The organism is Pseudomonas sp. BNK-15 (assembly GCF_047456105.1).
Taxonomy (GTDB): Bacteria; Pseudomonadota; Gammaproteobacteria; order Pseudomonadales; family Pseudomonadaceae; genus Aquipseudomonas; species Aquipseudomonas putida_E.
This window is the reverse complement of sequence record NZ_CP179898.1, coordinates 3,718,599-3,732,300: the sequence shown is the minus strand read 5'-3', so window position 1 is coordinate 3,732,300 and position 13,702 is coordinate 3,718,599. Positions and strand designations below refer to the sequence as shown.

Genomic DNA, 13,702 nt, shown 5'->3' with positions numbered 1-13,702 from the left:
CTTTCGCGACACAAGGCCGCTCCTACAAATTGCTGGCCGGTGCAGCCATAAAAAACGGGAACCCGAAGGTTCCCGTTTTTTCATTGCCTTACAAGCGAATTAGCGTGGAAACGCTGGCGGGTTCACACCAGCCATGTCTTCCATCACGCGAACCACCTGGCAGCTGTAACCGAATTCGTTGTCGTACCAGACGTACAGGACAACGCGGTTATCGTTGGCGATGGTCGCTTCGGCGTCAACCACACCCGCGTGGCGCGAGCCTACGAAGTCGGTGGAAACCACTTCCTGCGAGCTGACGTAATCGATCTGCTTGTGCAGCTCCGAGTGCATGGCGGTCTGGCGCAGGTACTCGTTGATTTCTTCGCGGTTGGTGGCCTTTTCCAGGTTCAGGTTCAGGATGGCCATCGACACGTTCGGCGTCGGTACGCGAATGGCGTTGCCGGTCAGCTTGCCCTTGAGCACCGGCAGCGCCTTGGCGGCAGCAGTGGCAGCACCGGTTTCGGTGATGACCATGTTCAGCGGCGCGGCGCGACCACGACGGCTGCCCTTGTGGAAGTTGTCGATCAGGTTCTGGTCGTTGGTGAACGAGTGAACGGTTTCGACGTGACCATTGACGATGCCGTACTGGTCGTTGATGGCCTTGAGCACCGGCACGATGGCGTTGGTGGTGCACGAAGCTGCCGAGATGATCTTGTCCTCGGCGGTGATGTCACCGTGGTTGATGCCGTGCACGATGTTCTTCAGCGCGCCCTTGCCAGGTGCGGTGAGGATCACGCGGGCAGCGCCCGGGCAGGCCAGGTGCTGGCCCAGGCCGTCGGCATCACGCCATACGCCGGTGTTGTCGACGATCAGGGCGTTGTCGATGCCGTACTGGGTGTAGTCGACTTCGCTCGGGCTCTTGGCGTAGATGATCTGGATCAGGTTGCCGTTGGCAGTGATGGTGTTGTTGGCTTCGTCGATGGTGATGGTGCCATCGAACGGGCCGTGCACCGAGTCACGGCGCAGCAGGCTGGCGCGCTTGACCAGGTCGTTTTCGGCACCCTTGCGCACAACGATTGCACGCAGGCGCAGGCCGTCGCCACCACCGGTCTTCTCGATCAGGATGCGCGCCAGCAGGCGGCCGATGCGGCCGAAACCGTACAGGACAACGTCGGTGCCCTTGCGCGCCGAAGCGTTCTGCTGGCCAACCACGTCGGCCAGTTCTTCACGCACGAACTGCTCGGCGGTCTTGCCGTTGCCTTCCTGCTTGAACTTGTTGGCCAGCTTGCCCAGGTCGACCGAAGCGGCGCCCAGTTTCAGCTCGCTCATGGCTTTGAGCAGGGGGAATGTCTCGTGGACGGACAGTTCGGTTTCGTCGGTCTGACGGTGACGCGCAAAGCGGTGGGCCTTGAGGATCGAGATAACCGAACGGTTGATCAGGCTGCGGCCATAGATCGAGCTCACCACGTTGTTGTTGCGGTAGAGCTGACCGATAAGCGGGATCATCGCTTCAGCCAGAGCTTCACGATCGATCCACTCACCAAGACACTGGTCGGGCTTCTGAGTCACGGGAACCTTCCACATGTAGGGGGAGAAAAAAGGGGCTACATTATGACGCCCCAACGCGTAACCGGCAATGAGCGCCTGTCGTGGGAGCCAAAGCCCGTGCTCATGCCCTTTCCGAGCCTGACAGCACGCACCGGCACCGGTACAATCGGTCTCTTTGCCGCAACGCTTGGAGTGCAATCTCCCGTGTCAGTTCTGCGCCTACCGCAAATGTCGGCCACGGCCGGCAAACAAACCTGGGGCAACCTGCCCGGTGCCGCCCTCAGCCTTGCCATCGCCGAGGCCGCCAGCAGTGCTGGCCGCTTCACCCTGCTGCTGACCGCCGACAGCCAGGCTGCCGACCGTCTGGAGCAGGAGCTGCGCTTCTTCGCCCCCGGCCTTCCGGTGCTGCCGTTCCCAGACTGGGAAACCCTGCCCTACGACCTGTTCTCGCCACACCAGGACATCATTTCCCAGCGCATCGCCAGCCTCTACCGGCTGCCGGAGTTGAGCCATGGCATCCTCGTGGTGCCGATCACCACGGCCCTGCACCGCCTGGCCCCCACGCGCTTCCTGCTCGGCAGCAGCCTGGTGCTGGACGTCGGCCAGACCATCGATGTAGAGCAGATGCGCTCACGCCTGGAGGCCACTGGCTACCGCTGCGTCGACACGGTCTACGAACATGGCGAGTTCGCCGTACGCGGCGCGCTGATCGACCTGTTCCCGATGGGCAGCAAGCTGCCCTACCGCATCGACCTGTTCGACGACGAGATCGAGACCCTGCGCACCTTCGACCCGGAGACCCAGCGCTCGATCGACAAGGTCGACTCGATCCGCCTGCTGCCGGCACGCGAATTCCCCATGCAGAAAGAGGAAGTGACGCGCTTCAAGGCACGCTTCCGTGAGCGTTTCGATGTCGACTTCCGCCGCAGCGCGATCTTCCAGGACCTGGCCAGCGGCATCATCCCCGCCGGCATCGAGTACTACCTGCCGCTGTTCTTCGAAGAAACCTCGACCCTGTTCGACTACCTGCCAAGCGACACCCAGGTGTTCTCGCTGCCGGGCGTCGAGCAGGCTGCCGAGCACTTCTGGAACGACGTGCGCGGGCGCTACGAAGACCGCCGCGGCGACTTGAGCCGCCCATTGCTGCCGCCTTCTGAACTGTTCCTGCCGGTGGAAGACTGCTTCGCCCAGCTCAAGCAGTGGCCGCGCGTGGTGGTCAGTGCCGATGATGTCGAGCCTGGTACCGGCCGTGAGCGCTTCCCCGCCCGCACCCTGCCCAACCTGGCCATCGAAGCCAAGGCCAACCAGCCGCTGGCGGCATTGTCCGACTTCCTCGACCAGTTCAGCGGCCGGGTGTTGTTCACCGCCGAATCGGCGGGCCGTCGCGAGGTGCTGCTGGAGCTGCTCGAGCGCCTCAAGCTGAGGCCGCAGACAGTCGAGGGCTGGGCTGACTTCATCACCGGCAGCCAGCGCCTTGCGATCACCATCGCCCCGCTGGACGAAGGCCTGCTGCTCGAAGACCCTGCCATCGCCCTGGTCGCCGAAAGCCCACTGTTCGGCCAGCGCGTGATGCAGCGCCGGCGCCGCGACAAGCGCGGCGAGGCCGCCAATGATGCAGTGATCAAGAACCTTACCGAGCTGCGCGAAGGCGCCCCGGTGGTGCACATCGACCATGGCGTGGGTCGCTACCTGGGCCTGGCCACGCTGGAGATCGACGGCCAGGCCGCCGAGTTCCTGACCCTGGAGTACGCCGAGGGCGCCAAGCTCTACGTCCCAGTGGCCAACCTGCACCTGATTGCCCGCTACACCGGCAGCGATGACGCCCTGGCGCCGCTGCACCGGCTGGGCTCGGAAGCCTGGCAGAAGGCCAAGCGCAAAGCCGCCGAACAGGTCCGCGACGTGGCCGCCGAGCTGCTCGACATCTACGCCCGCCGCGCCGCCCGCAAAGGGTACGCCTTCGCCGACCCGGCCGCCGACTATGCCACCTTCAGCGCAGGTTTCCCCTTCGAAGAAACCCCCGACCAGCAGAATGCCATCGAAGCGGTACGCGCCGACATGCTCGCCGCCAAGCCGATGGACCGCCTGGTGTGCGGCGACGTCGGCTTCGGCAAGACCGAGGTCGCCATGCGCGCAGCCTTCATCGCCGTGCACAGTGGCCGCCAGGTAGCGGTGTTGGTGCCTACCACCCTGCTTGCACAGCAGCACTACAACAGCTTCCGCGACCGCTTCGCAGACTGGCCGGTGACGGTCGAGGTGATGAGCCGTTTCAAATCGGCCAAGGAAGTGGCCAGCGCTGCAGCGGACCTGGCCGAAGGCAAGATCGACATCCTGATCGGCACGCACAAGCTGCTGCAGGACGATGTGCGCTTCAAGGACCTGGGCCTGGTAGTGATCGACGAAGAGCACCGCTTTGGCGTACGCCAGAAGGAACAGCTCAAGGCCCTGCGCAGCGAGGTGGACATCCTCACCCTGACCGCGACACCGATTCCGCGAACACTGAACATGGCCGTGGCCGGCATGCGCGACCTGTCCATCATCGCCACGCCGCCGGCCCGGCGCCTGTCGGTGCGCACCTTCGTCATGGAGCACAACAACAGCACGGTGAAAGAAGCGCTGCTGCGTGAACTGCTGCGCGGCGGCCAGGTGTACTACCTGCACAACGATGTGAAAACCATCGAAAAATGCGCCGCCGACCTTGCCGAACTGGTCCCCGAAGCGCGTATCGGCATCGGCCATGGGCAGATGCGCGAGCGCGAGCTGGAACAGGTGATGAGCGACTTCTACCACAAGCGCTTCAACGTGCTGATCGCCTCGACCATCATCGAGACCGGCATCGACGTGCCCAGCGCCAACACCATCGTCATCGAGCGCGCCGACAAGTTCGGCCTGGCCCAGTTGCACCAGTTGCGTGGCCGGGTCGGCCGCAGCCACCACCAGGCCTACGCCTACCTGCTGACACCGGCGCGGCAAAAAGTGAGCGCCGACGCCGAGAAACGCCTGGAAGCCATTGCCAACACCCAGGACCTGGGCGCCGGCTTCGTGCTGGCCACCAACGACCTGGAAATCCGCGGCGCCGGCGAGCTGCTGGGCGAAGGCCAGAGCGGGCAGATCCAGGCCGTGGGCTTTACCCTTTACATGGAAATGCTCGAACGGGCGGTCAAGGCCATTCGCAAGGGCACCCAGCCGAACCTGGAACAGCCGCTGGGCGGCGGCCCGGAAGTCAACCTGCGCCTGCCGGCACTGATCCCCGAGGACTACCTGCCCGACGTGCATGCGCGGCTTATCCTCTACAAGCGCATCGCCTCGGCGACTGACGAAGAGGGCCTCAAGGACCTGCAGGTGGAGATGATCGACCGCTTCGGCCTGCTGCCCGAGCCGACCAAGAACCTGATGCGCCTGACCCAGCTCAAGCTGCAGGCGGAAAAGCTCGGCATCAAGAAAGTCGATGCCGGCCCGAACGGCGGCAAGCTCGAGTTCGAGGCCGAAACCCCAGTCGACCCGCTGACCCTGATCAAGCTGATCCAGGGCCAGCCAAAACGCTACAAGTTCGAAGGCGCAACCCAGTTCCGCTTCCTGGTACCGATGGAACGGCCCGACGAACGCTTCAACACTCTGGAGGCGCTGTTCGAGCGCCTGACCCCACAGACAGCCTAAGGAAGATCCATGCGTGCCATCCGTTGCCTGACCTTGTTGCTTGCGCTGTTCGCGCCGGCCGCCTTCGCTGAAGGTCTTTATCAGGTGGAAATGATCCTTGTGCGGCAAAACAGCGTGCCGGCCTTCACCAGCCCGTACGCCCCTGAGGACTGGAGCGCCGGCGCCCTGCGCCTGGAAAAGAGCGCCGAACGCCCACTGGCGCTGGAAGATGAAGCCACCCGCCTGCAAGCCACGGCCGACTACACCGTGCTGCTGCACAAGGCCTGGCAGCAGCAGGTCGGCGACACGCCAAGCCGCATCGCCCTGGGTGATGGCCAGGAGCAGTTCGGCCACTTCCCGATCGAAGGCAACCTGAGCATCACCGAAGGGCGCTTCATCGCCGTGGAGGCCAATTTCTGGGTCAACCAGCTCGACAGCAACGGCAATGTGCTCAAGAGCGAGCAGTTCAAACAGAGCAACAGCACCATCAAGGGCGGCCAGCTGACCTTCCTTGATGGCGGCCACCTGGCGGTGCTGCTGAAGGTCACCCCGCCAGGTACACGGAAGATGCCGGTGATGGACCCGGAGATGATGGAGCAGTGATGTGACTGAGGGCGACGCACGGCAACTGCTCAGAGCCCATCCGGACTGGGTCGATTTTATCGACGCGGGCGCACTGGCCCGAGGCCGTAAATATGCAGCGCAGGAACGAACGCGAATCCTTTCGCTGCAGGGCCATTCCATCGAGGCGAGGTGCGAGGGCTCGGCGGGCCAGATTTACCATCAGGATATCAAGCTGGTGTTGAATTACGGCGACCTGCGCGTCTTTGGGAGCTGCTCCTGCCCGGTAGGATTGAATTGCAAGCACTGCGTCGCTGCGTTGCTGCAACTGGAGCTCGAAGGTGGAAACCTTGAGGCAGCCGCAACTCAGGAGCAAGCCGCGCTGTCGCTGCCGCCCGACCTGAACCTGTGGGTGCAGGGGCTCGAATCGCCCTCCAAGGCTGCAGCCAGTAGCGAACCGGCACGCAAAGGTCCGGCCATCTACTACCGCATTCACAGCGATAGCGAACACTTTCAGCTCGAGCCGATCAAGGGCACGCTACAAACCGACGGTACGCTGAAAATCGGCCGCATCACCTCAATGCCGGAGATGATCTACTACACACCCCGTTACGTTACGGAAGATGACGCTCGGCTGTTGCGCCTGATCGATGCCCGCAGCAAAACGCTGACGCCCGTGGCGCAACTGGAAGGCAAGCAAGGGGCGGAGCTTTTGAGCTACGCCTTGGCGACCGGGCGCCTGCTGTATGAAGACGACCCCACGCCTTTGCATGCCGGGCCGCAACTGCATGCCGAGTTCCGCTGGGTCAGGCTGGACAACGGCAGCTACAGGGGCGCCTGGCACCATGACCAGCACCTGCAGCTGCAGGTACTGCCCATCGAGCCTTTGCACTACATCGACCGGCATTCGCATCAGACCGGCGAGCTGCAGCATGATCTCGACCCCTTCATCGCCAGCCAGCTCGCACGCGCGCCAACCGTACCTGAACACCTGGTAGTACCTTTGAGTCATCGACTGAACGCCTTGAACCGGCAAGTCCCGACCCCCACCGCCGTGGTCACCGAGCAGATCGAAAACATCCAGCCCAAGGGCCGGCTGACCCTTGGCAGTCTCGAATTCAGCGCCTACATGCCCAAGACCGGGCGTATGCAGCGCCAGATGCAACACCGCGCCGCCCTTTCCTTCGACTACGATGGGCTGCGCGCCAGTGGCAGCGACGACAAGCCATTGACCCGACTGGTGGATACCACCAGCCAGCGCATCCGCCGCCAGCCCCCGGCCGAGCAGGCACTGCGCAAGGCACTGCGCGAGCTGGGCTTCAAGCCCGCCACCCGGCAAAGCAAGGCGCTGCCAGACAGCGCGGGCGAGATGCTTCAGCTGCCCGACGACGAAGCCTGGCTACGCTTCGCCCGCGACGGCCTGCCGCGCCTGCGCGAGGCAGGCTGGGAAGTCGACATCCACCGCGACTTCGCCTTCAACCTGCATGAGGTGGACGACTGGTACGCCAGCATCGAGGAAGCACCAGGCCATGAATGGTTCGACCTGGAGCTGGGCATCGTCGTCGAAGGCCAGCGCCACAGCCTGCTGCCCATCGTGCTGCAGCTGCTGCGCAGCAACCCCGAGTTGCTGCGGCCCAGCGAGCTGGCCCGGCGCAGCGACGACGAACACCTGCTGATCGACCTCAACCGCGGCCGGCTGGACGCCCCCGCGCTGCGCGTCGCCCTGCCCTACGGGCGAATCAAGTCGGTCATGGGCACCCTGGGTGAACTGTACCTGCACGAGGACAACGTCGGCCCCACCCTGCGCATGGACCGCGCCGACGCGGCACGCCTGAACGACATCGAACATTTGCCCCTGCACTGGGAAGGTGGCGCCCATGTGCGCGACCTGGGCCGGCGCCTGCGCGATGCACGCGACCTGCAGGTCGCGCCGCCCGCAGCGCTCAACGCCACCCTGCGCCCCTATCAGCAGCAGGGCCTGAACTGGTTGCAGGCCCTGCGCGAAATGGGCACCGGCGGCATCCTTGGCGACGACATGGGCCTGGGCAAGACCTTGCAGGCCCTGGCCCACCTGCTGCTGGAAAAGCAGAACGGGCGCCTCGCCCACCCTGCCCTGGCAGTGATGCCGACCAGCCTGGTGCCAAACTGGCTCGACGAAGCCCAACGCTTCGCCCCCGACCTGCGCGTCCTGGCCCTGCACGGCCCCGGCCGCAGCAAGCATTTCGCCAAGCTGCACGAATACGACCTGGTACTGACCACCTACGCCCTGGTGCCGCGCGACCTCGAGCACCTGCGCGCGCAGCAGTGGAGCGTACTGGTGCTGGACGAGGCGCAGAACATCAAGAGCAGCACCAGCAAGGCCGCCCAGGCTGTCTGCGAGCTGCAGGCCAACCAGCGTCTGTGCCTGACCGGCACGCCAATGGAAAACAACCTGGGCGAGCTGTGGTCGATCTTCCACTTTCTCATGCCCGGCTGGCTGGGCGAGCTCAAACGCTTCAATCAGGATTACCGTACGCCTATCGAACGCCATGGCGACGCGGAACGTCTGGCGCACCTGGTCACCCGCATCCGCCCGTTCCTGCTGCGCCGCACCAAGGAGCAGGTAGCGACCGAATTGCCTCCCAAGACCGAAATGGTCCATTGGGTCGAGCTCAGCGACGCCCAGCGTGATACCTACGAGGCCGTACGCGTGGCGATGGACAAGAAAGTGCGCGACGAAATCGCGCGCAATGGCGCGGCACGCAGCCAGATCGTAATCCTCGATGCGCTGCTCAAGCTGCGCCAGGTATGTTGCGATTTACGCCTGGTCAAAGGGGTCGAGACCAAGGGCAATCAGGCTGACAAGGGCAAGCTCGGCGCGCTGCTGGACATGCTCGAAGAACTGCTCAGCGAAGGGCGCCGGGTGCTGTTGTTCTCGCAGTTCACCTCGATGCTGGCATTGATCGAACAAGAGCTGGAAAAGCGCAAGATCCGCTACAGCCTGCTCACCGGCGACACCCGTGACCGGCGCACACCGGTGCAGCAGTTCCAGCAGGGCGAGAGCGAAGTGTTTCTGATCAGCCTCAAGGCCGGCGGCGTGGGGCTGAACCTGACGGCTGCCGACACCGTGATTCACTTCGACCCGTGGTGGAACCCGGCCAGCGAGAACCAGGCCACCGACCGCGCGTACCGCATCGGCCAGGACAAGCCGGTGTTCGTGTTCAAGCTGATCACGCGCGGTACCGTTGAAGAGAAGATTCAGCAGCTGCAGCAGGAAAAAGCAGCGCTGGCAGCAAGCTTGCTCGACGGGGCAGAGGCTGGGCAGTGGCGTCTGGGGGATGAGGAAATCGAAGCGTTGTTTGCTCCGCTACCCGGAAAGCGGGCGCGCTAGCAGTCAGTCCCGGCTACTTCGCTGGCAAGCCCCCACAGGACTTTCACTGCCTTGGACAGCAGCGAGATACCTGTGGGGGCCGGCACAGTCAATCGACCAATTGCGCCTCGCGCAACGCCGCTAGCGCCTCCAGCCAACGCGGCTGCTGGCGATAATCGGTCCGCGCAAACCCCTGCCCGCGCATGCGTGCAATCCGCGGCGATGGCTTTACCTTCAGCCGCTGCGCCGCGCTCAAAGCCAGCTCTGCTGCCGCCCGGTCATTGCACACCAGGCCCATGTCACAACCCGCACTCAGCGCCGCCTCGATCCGATTGGCCGCATCGCCGACCACATGCGCACCGGCCATCGACAGGTCGTCACTGAAGATCACCCCGTCAAAGCCCAGTTCGCCGCGCAGGATGTCCTGCAACCAACGGCGCGAGAACCCGGCCGGCTGGTTGTCCACCTGCGGATAGATGACATGCGCCGGCATCACTGCCGCCAGCTTCCCGCTGAGGCGGGAGAACGGCACCAGATCTGCCTGGCGCAGTTGCTCGAGGCTGCGCTCGTCCGTCGGAATGGCCACGTGGGAGTCCGCCTCCGCCCAGCCATGCCCCGGGAAATGCTTGCCACAGGCAGCCATGCCCGCTGCATTCATCCCGCGGATGAAGGCGCCGGCCAGCTGCGTGGCACGTTGCGGGTCGCCTTCGAACGCGCGGCTGCCGACCACAGCGCTACGCTGGTGATCCAGGTCGAGCACAGGGGCGAAGCTCAGGTCCAGGCCAACCGCCAGCACCTCAGTGGCCATCAACCAACCGCACTGCTCGGCGAGGTACTCGGCATTGGCGTTATCGGCGATCGCGCGCATGGCTGGCAGGCGCACGAAGCCCTGACGCAAACGCTGCACACGCCCACCTTCCTGGTCGACGGCCAGAATCAGATCGGGACGAATGGCGCGAATGGACGCGCACAGTTCACGCACCTGGCGCGGGCTGTCGATGTTGCGTGCAAAGATGATCAGGCCAGCCACTTCCGGCTGGCGCAGGAGCTGGCGGTCTTCGGCGGTCAGCCATTTACCGGCGATATCCACCATCAGGGAGCCTTGCAGGCTGACGGTCATAGGCAATCCTTCATTACAGACTTAAAGAAGCCCACTGGGGGCATGCGGCCTCCTCGATACGCACCGGGCAATGCGCCGGTACGCGCTCGAACAGGCCAAGCAGATCGGTGTTGCGCAGGCGAATGCAGCCATGGGACAGCGGTATGCCCAAGGGTTCCGTGTCGGGCGTGCCATGCAGATAGATATAGCGACGGAACGTGTCCACGGCGCCCAGACGGTTGACCCCGGCCTCGCAACCGCTGAGCCAGAGGATGCGGGTAAGCACCCAGTCACGCCCGGGATGCTGTGCGTGCAACGCCGGCGACCAGACCTCACCGGTCCAGCGCCGCCCACGCAGCACGGCATTGAGCGGCAAGCCCGCCCCGATCCTCGCTCGCACCTGGTGCAGGCCGCGTGGCGTGCAGCCGGAGCCATTGCGCTCACCGGCGCCATTGCGTGCGGTCGACACCGCCAGGCGCACGCACAACTGCCCATTGGCAAAGCCATAGAGGCGCTGGTCAGCGAGGGAAATGTGCAGGAGATCGAGGTCGGGCATGGGCGCTAGCTTAGCCCAAGCGCCCTGCCCCGCCCAGCCTTCAGGCCTTGGCGGTGGTGCTGGCGGTTTTACTGCGCGGGCGCAACTGTGCGGTGGCCATCGCCTCGTCGGTGACACCGCTGTCGGCGCGCATGCCAGCGGCCAGGAACGGCACCATCAGGCGCATGACCTGCTCTATGGAGGTGTTGATACCAAAGTCGGTTTCGGCAATGGCGCGCAATGCCTTGATGCCGGACATGCTGAACGCCGCGGCACCGAGCATGAAGTGCACGCGCCAGAACAGTTCGAGCGCAGGGATGCGTGGCGCGGCTTCATTGACCAGCAACATGTAGCGGCGGAACACCTTGCCATACATGTCTTCCAGGTAGCGCCGCAGGTGCCCCTGGCTCTGGCTGAAGGCCAGGCCCAGCAGGCGCATGAAGATCGACAGGTCGTTGTTGCTGCGTGGCTGCACCACCAGTGCCTGCTCCACGAGCATTTCCAGCAGTTCTTCGAGGCTGGGCTTTTGTTCCGGCTTGGCCTGGCGACGCTCCAGCTCACGTTCGAGGCTGGCGCAGAACGGCCCGAGGAAACGGGAAAAGACCGCCTGGATCAGCGCCTTCTTGGAGCCGAAATGGTAATTGACCGCCGCCAGGTTGACCCCGGCCTTGCTGGTAATCAGCCGCAACGAGGTTTCCGCGAACCCCCTTTCCGCGAACAATTGCTCGGCAGCATCGAGAATGCGTTCAACGGTTTCCGATTGGGCCATGACTACTCCGCCAGACAGACAAACAGGTGTTTGAAACATACGTTTCAGGCCTACGGATGTCAAGGCTCGGTGACTGTGCGGTCGCCATTAGAAAGCCCAGAGCTGCAAGCTGCAAGCCGCAAGAGGTGTGCGCGCTGCTTTTTCTTGTCGCGTGGAGCTTGCAGCTCATCCAGTACTGTATATAATCCCAGTCACTGTATAAAAAGACAGAGCGCCCGCCATGTTGAAACTGACGCCCCGCCAAGCCGAAATCCTGGCCTTCATCAAACGCTGCCTTGAAGACAACGGCTTCCCGCCGACGCGCGCAGAGATCGCTCAGGAGCTGGGCTTCAAGTCGCCCAACGCCGCCGAGGAGCACCTCAAGGCCCTCGCGCGCAAAGGCGCGATCGAGATGACCCCAGGCGCATCCCGCGGCATCCGCATCCCCGGTTTTGAAGCCAAGGCCGAAGAAAACGGCCTGCCGATCATCGGCCGGGTAGCAGCCGGTGCACCGATCCTTGCCGAGCAGCACATCGAACAATCTTGCAACATCAATCCATCCTTCTTCCACCCCCGCGCCGACTACCTGCTGCGCGTACACGGCATGAGCATGAAGGACGTCGGCATCTTCGACGGCGACCTGCTGGCCGTGCACACCTGCCGCGAGGCCCGTAACGGGCAGATCGTCGTCGCCCGTATCGGCGACGAAGTGACCGTCAAACGTTTCAAACGCGAAGGCAGCAAGGTCTGGCTGATCGCCGAAAACCCCGATTTCGCCCCCATCGAAGTCGACCTGAAAGAGCAGGAAATGGTGATCGAAGGTTTGAGTGTCGGCGTAATTCGCCGCTGAACCAGGAGGCGTCATGCAACAGTTCGTCCAAGCACAACAGCAGGTACAGCTTCCTTTGTTCGAAGCCTTCCTCGCCCAACCGGTACTGCCAGGCCTGAAGGCCAGCGAGCAGGCGCGCAAGAGCAGCGAACCGGACCTGTTCAGTGAACTGTCCCTGCGTGGCGCACCCGAACATTGCCAGACCTTGCTGGCACCGGTGCTACGCGAACTGAGCGAAGAGCAAGAGGCCCGCTGGCTGACGCTTATCGCACCGCCGGGCAGCCTGACCCAGGCCTGGTTGCGCGATGCCGGCCTCAACCGCGAGCGCATTCTGCTGCTGCAGCCGCGCGGCAATCAGAGCGCACTGCAACTGGCCTGTGACGCCCTGCGCCTTGGCCGTAGCCACACGGTTGTCAGCTGGCTTGGCAGCGTAAATGCCACCGCGCGACAGCAACTGTTGCGTGCAGCCAGTGCCGGAAACGCACAAAGCCTGAACATCCGCCTCGGCTGATGTTCAGGCTTTGCCTGTAACCCGAAACAACCTGGGTGTCAGTGAAGTACGCGCGGCCCTTCGTCGCGCTCGAGTTCGCCATCCATGAGGCGCCCCGCCATCTGCACGCCCACGCTCAGCATGGCCTTGGCAACCTCAACGTGTTGCCCCTGCAGGAATACCTTGGCGTCTTCCGAGAAATCCAGGGTTACCAGGGAGCCTTCGTCCTCGGCACGACGCAGTTCGATTCGGCCATCAGGCAACTCGACAATTTCTAGAAAAGACGTAGACATAAAGGGCTGTTCTCCGCGAAAGGCCAGTATTGTACCAGCCAAGGCGAATATCAGCACTCACTCAACGCGTCACGGAATCGTCTCACCAGGCCTTTGAGGTTGTTGCGCCAGCTTTCCAGCTCTTCACGCGACAGCGCAGCCTGCTCGGGTTCGTCGAGGTTGACGGCCTGGATGAGTGGCTGAGTGACATCGGTTTTCGCGGTTTTTTTCGCGACCGGTGGTCGGAACAAATCGGCATAAGCGGTGAGCAATTGTGCCAGCCAGGTTTCCCGCTGCCTGGCCAGTTCCAGCAACTCAGCCACCTCGGGAATGGCGATGTCATTCAGGGCGTCATCGGCGAGCAATTGCTCGACACTGGGCGCGGCCGGCAGGCGGTAGAAGCCGCCAATCTCGTGACACAAGCCCAGTAGCGCGCCATACAGGTGGAACAGCGCAGATTCGCGCTCGGCCTGCACCAGGCCTTGTGCATTCATGGCCTGGCTGTCGACAGCCTTGGCCATGGACTCAAGGGCAAGGCCGGCGAAGAAGAGCTTCTGGTTGGTGCGGGTGTAGAGTTCCTGGGCCATCTTGAGTGACCTCCCTAAGGCTGCAAGGCGAATACCTGCAGTTTCAGGGATCGGCGTGTACTTGTCACCAAT

General features: G+C 63.6%; 11 protein-coding genes. 5 read left to right on the top strand and 6 right to left on the bottom strand.

Annotation, left to right across the window (positions count from 1 at the left end; translation table 11 throughout):
* Positions 1 to 99: 99 nt before the first annotated feature.
* Complete coding sequence (locus ACMGF5_RS17030; RefSeq protein WP_012313571.1) at positions 100 to 1,563, bottom strand: glyceraldehyde-3-phosphate dehydrogenase; 1,464 nt, start codon at positions 1,561 to 1,563, stop codon at positions 100 to 102.
* A gap of 168 nt (positions 1,564 to 1,731) precedes the next feature.
* On the opposite strand from ACMGF5_RS17030, the gene mfd reads away from it, so the two are divergent.
* Genes mfd through ACMGF5_RS17015 form a run of 3 tightly spaced genes read left to right on the top strand, consistent with a single transcriptional unit; the run spans position 1,732 to position 9,091 of the window.
* The gene (gene mfd / locus ACMGF5_RS17025; RefSeq protein WP_115275405.1) at positions 1,732 to 5,181 is read left to right on the top strand and encodes a transcription-repair coupling factor; all 3,450 of its coding nucleotides are present in this window, start codon (positions 1,732 to 1,734) and stop codon (positions 5,179 to 5,181) included.
* A gap of 9 nt (positions 5,182 to 5,190) precedes the next feature.
* A complete protein-coding gene (locus tag ACMGF5_RS17020) occupies positions 5,191 to 5,763 on the top strand; it encodes a CsiV family protein (protein ID WP_115275406.1) in 573 nt (190 codons plus the stop codon).
* Between the two features lies 1 nt (position 5,764).
* Complete coding sequence (locus ACMGF5_RS17015) at positions 5,765 to 9,091, top strand: DEAD/DEAH box helicase (protein ID WP_115275407.1); 3,327 nt, start codon at positions 5,765 to 5,767, stop codon at positions 9,089 to 9,091.
* Positions 9,092 to 9,179: 88 nt separating this feature from the next.
* Here the strand turns inward: ACMGF5_RS17015 and nagZ are convergent, their stop codons facing one another.
* The 3 genes from nagZ to ACMGF5_RS17000 are packed head-to-tail and all read right to left on the bottom strand — an operon-like array spanning position 9,180 to position 11,473.
* Positions 9,180 to 10,178 (bottom strand): beta-N-acetylhexosaminidase, encoded by a 999-nt coding sequence (gene nagZ / locus ACMGF5_RS17010; RefSeq protein WP_414157864.1) that lies wholly within the window; start codon positions 10,176 to 10,178, stop codon positions 9,180 to 9,182.
* A 25-nt stretch (positions 10,179 to 10,203) separates the two neighbouring features.
* Positions 10,204 to 10,725: a L,D-transpeptidase gene (locus ACMGF5_RS17005; protein ID WP_115275409.1), complete on the bottom strand. Its 522-nt coding sequence runs from the start codon at positions 10,723 to 10,725 to the stop codon at positions 10,204 to 10,206.
* 40 nt (positions 10,726 to 10,765) lie between these two features.
* Positions 10,766 to 11,473, bottom strand: coding sequence for a TetR/AcrR family transcriptional regulator (locus ACMGF5_RS17000; RefSeq protein WP_119688577.1), 708 nt, complete (start codon positions 11,471 to 11,473; stop codon positions 10,766 to 10,768).
* 220 nt (positions 11,474 to 11,693) lie between these two features.
* Between ACMGF5_RS17000 and lexA the strand changes: the two genes are divergently transcribed.
* Positions 11,694 to 12,302, top strand: a complete 609-nt coding sequence (gene lexA, locus ACMGF5_RS16995; protein WP_012313564.1) for a transcriptional repressor LexA — start codon at positions 11,694 to 11,696, stop codon at positions 12,300 to 12,302.
* A 13-nt stretch (positions 12,303 to 12,315) separates the two neighbouring features.
* Positions 12,316 to 12,792 carry an SOS-induced cell division inhibitor SulA gene (gene sulA, locus ACMGF5_RS16990; protein ID WP_115275410.1) on the top strand — a complete coding sequence of 159 codons (477 nt, stop codon included), beginning with the start codon at positions 12,316 to 12,318 and terminating at the stop codon, positions 12,790 to 12,792.
* A 38-nt stretch (positions 12,793 to 12,830) separates the two neighbouring features.
* Here sulA and ACMGF5_RS16985 read toward each other — a convergent pair whose 3' ends face one another.
* Positions 12,831 to 13,064: a hypothetical protein gene (locus tag ACMGF5_RS16985; RefSeq protein ID WP_003248777.1), complete on the bottom strand. Its 234-nt coding sequence runs from the start codon at positions 13,062 to 13,064 to the stop codon at positions 12,831 to 12,833.
* A 50-nt stretch (positions 13,065 to 13,114) separates the two neighbouring features.
* Positions 13,115 to 13,630 carry a DUF6586 family protein gene (locus tag ACMGF5_RS16980; RefSeq protein WP_119688575.1) on the bottom strand — a complete coding sequence of 172 codons (516 nt, stop codon included), beginning with the start codon at positions 13,628 to 13,630 and terminating at the stop codon, positions 13,115 to 13,117.
* Positions 13,631 to 13,702 lie beyond the last annotated feature (72 nt).

Coding starts and splice junctions, on each gene's coding strand:
- ACMGF5_RS17030 (WP_012313571.1), bottom strand. CDS start 1,563: ATGTGGAAGGTTCCCGTGACTCAGAAGCCCGACCAGTGTCTTGGTGAG.
- ACMGF5_RS17000 (WP_119688577.1), bottom strand. CDS start 11,473: ATGGCCCAATCGGAAACCGTTGAACGCATTCTCGATGCTGCCGAGCAA.
- lexA (WP_012313564.1), top strand. CDS start 11,694: ATGTTGAAACTGACGCCCCGCCAAGCCGAAATCCTGGCCTTCATCAAA.
- ACMGF5_RS17020 (WP_115275406.1), top strand. CDS start 5,191: ATGCGTGCCATCCGTTGCCTGACCTTGTTGCTTGCGCTGTTCGCGCCG.
- ACMGF5_RS17005 (WP_115275409.1), bottom strand. CDS start 10,725: ATGCCCGACCTCGATCTCCTGCACATTTCCCTCGCTGACCAGCGCCTC.
- ACMGF5_RS16985 (WP_003248777.1), bottom strand. CDS start 13,064: ATGTCTACGTCTTTTCTAGAAATTGTCGAGTTGCCTGATGGCCGAATC.
- sulA (WP_115275410.1), top strand. CDS start 12,316: ATGCAACAGTTCGTCCAAGCACAACAGCAGGTACAGCTTCCTTTGTTC.
- ACMGF5_RS16980 (WP_119688575.1), bottom strand. CDS start 13,630: ATGGCCCAGGAACTCTACACCCGCACCAACCAGAAGCTCTTCTTCGCC.